This window comes from Bacteroides sp. NSJ-39, from assembly GCF_014287315.1.
Taxonomy (GTDB): domain Bacteria; phylum Bacteroidota; class Bacteroidia; order Bacteroidales; family Bacteroidaceae; genus Bacteroides; species Bacteroides finegoldii.
The window spans coordinates 1-2429 of the sequence record NZ_JACOOB010000056.1 but is presented as its reverse complement, the minus strand read 5'-3'; the positions used below and the strand labels follow the sequence as shown (position 1 = coordinate 2429).

General features: G+C 39.9%; 1 protein-coding gene. It reads left to right on the top strand.

The features are described from left to right. Window positions 1-655 precede the first annotated feature (655 nt). Window positions 656-2317: a group II intron reverse transcriptase/maturase gene (gene ltrA / locus H8S63_RS19660; RefSeq protein WP_186927696.1), complete on the top strand. Its 1662-nt coding sequence runs from the start codon at window positions 656-658 to the stop codon at window positions 2315-2317. Window positions 2318-2429 lie beyond the last annotated feature (112 nt).

Sequence of the window (2429 nt, the reverse complement as noted above, 5' to 3'; positions counted from 1 at the left end):
GTGCGACACGAAGTTGCGTAAATAATTGTTCAAAATTCTAATCCACGAGCTGGAATTGAATGATTGAACCCGTTGTTCCGTCAACGGTAGCCTACGGACAGATGCACCAATAGTGATAATTCTGTATCAAGCTGTCCGGACAATGTACTCCTTCCGAAAGGAAAAGACAAAACCGTAAGGGAAAGACAATAACTCTTAGTATCATAGAGTTGGGAGGCTAGGCAGAGTAGTATGGTTAACACATGTGAATCGTTGTTTGAATCGTCGTTAAATTGGAATAAGCCAAAGATACTGAAAGGCTTGAACTAAAAAGTATGCAGTCGGATAACTCTCTCTTTGATTAGGGTTACACGGACATAAGCACTGCCGGCGAAGAGACGGAACCTAACCTACTCGTATGTTATTTACACGAAACGTGGTAAGCCTGTATCTCTCCTGCAAATGCAGGTAAGCAAACCGTAAGGAAAGCTGAACGGGGTGCAGGTATAGGATTGCAGAAAAAGCGAACGCCATCCTTGTAATGAGGAGGATATGTGGTTGAGCCATCATCCATGAATTGGACAAGGCAACATTACCCTACACGAAAGTGTGCTGACTTCTGCGTTAGGTAATTCTTTACAAGAAACTTTTAGAACTTTTGAAAGGAGAAAAGCAAATGAACGAATCAAAATCGTGTGCATCTACTAACTCAAAATGGGACACTTGGGAAAGCATAAACTGGACCAAGTGTGAAGTTGAAGTTAAAAAGCTACAAGCTCGTATTGTAAAGGCTCAAAAAGCTGGCAAACATAACAAGGTGAAAGCCTTACAATGGATGCTGGTACACTCGTTCTATGCCAAAGCATTGGCGGTTAGACGAGTGACTTCCAATAAAGGGAAGAACACAGCTGGAGTTGACCATGTCTTATGGGCGACTTCACATGGGAAAATGAACGCAATAACTGAATTAAGGAGAAGAGGATACCGTCCACAACCGTTAAAACGGGTACATATTAAAAAGAAGAACGGGAAACTCCGACCTTTGGGAATACCAACCATGAAGGACAGGGCTATGCAAGCACTATACTTAATGGCATTAGACCCCATTGCCGAAACGACTGGTGACAACTGTTCATACGGTTTTCGCAAAGAACGTTGTGCCCACGATGCAATAGGACAATGCTTCTGTGTATTGGCTAAAGAGGCTTCTCCCAAATGGATTTTGGAAGGGGACATTAAAGGCTGTTTTGATCATATCAGTCACCAATGGCTTATAGACAATATCCCAATGGATAAAGTCATGCTAAAAAAGTGGCTTAAATCTGGATTTGTTTTCGACAACAGGCTGTTTCCGACAGAAGAGGGTACTCCGCAGGGAGGAATAATATCTCCAACTCTAGCTAATATGGCTTTGGATGGCTTACAAGCAAAACTATCAGAACGCTTTATCAAGATAAATCATCATAGAGATACCTATTATCCCAAAGTACATTTGATAAGGTATGCTGATGACTTTATCATCACTGGAAGAAGCAAAGAAATGTTGGAAGATGAAGTGCTTCCTTTAGTAAAGGAGTTCTTGGAGACAAGAGGACTTACTCTATCTGAGGAGAAAACTAAGATTACCCATATAGAGAATGGTTTCGACTTTCTTGGCTTCAACATCAGAAAGTATAACGATAAGATGCTTATAAAACCGTCCAAAGAAGGAGTCAAAAGATTTTTGGACAAGATTGGAGAGCTTGTTAAAGGCAATCCCTCTGTAACTCAAAGTTCTATTATAAGGCTTTTAAATCCGATAATAATAGGTTGGGCTAACTACTACAAGTATGTAGTGTCCTCTGATACATTCAGTAAAGCAGACTATCAGATTTTCCACAAACTATGGAGATGGGCACTCAAACGCCATCCCAAAAAGAGTAAAACATGGATTAAAAAGAAATACTTCAGAAAAATCGGAACACGCAGTTGGACTTTCTCTGTCGAAAATAAAAAAGACGAGGTAAATAAAAGACATCATGCTCTAAAATACCTCACTGACACAGAAATTATCCGATATGTAAAGATACGAAATGAGGTAAATCCGTATGAACCAATGGATAAAGAGTATTTTGACAAACGGGAGACCTACAAAATGCTTTTAACTCTTAATGGGAAGAAAACTATCCTTAAAATGTGGGAAAGACAAAATCGAAAATGTCCCATTTGTGGCAATCCTATCAATAAAGAAATGTCTTGGTATATCAAAGAAGACATTGTAGAAGGTAAAAAGGTTAAAACCCTGATACATGATAGCTGCCACAGAAGTATTGTTCAACTCAATAAAAAAAGGAAATAATGAGCCGGTTTCTATATAGAAATTTAGAATTGCTTGAGCCGTATGAGGGGAAACTCTCATGTACGGTTCTTAGGGGGGAAAGCTCCCGAAAGGGAGCTGACCTACCCGACCA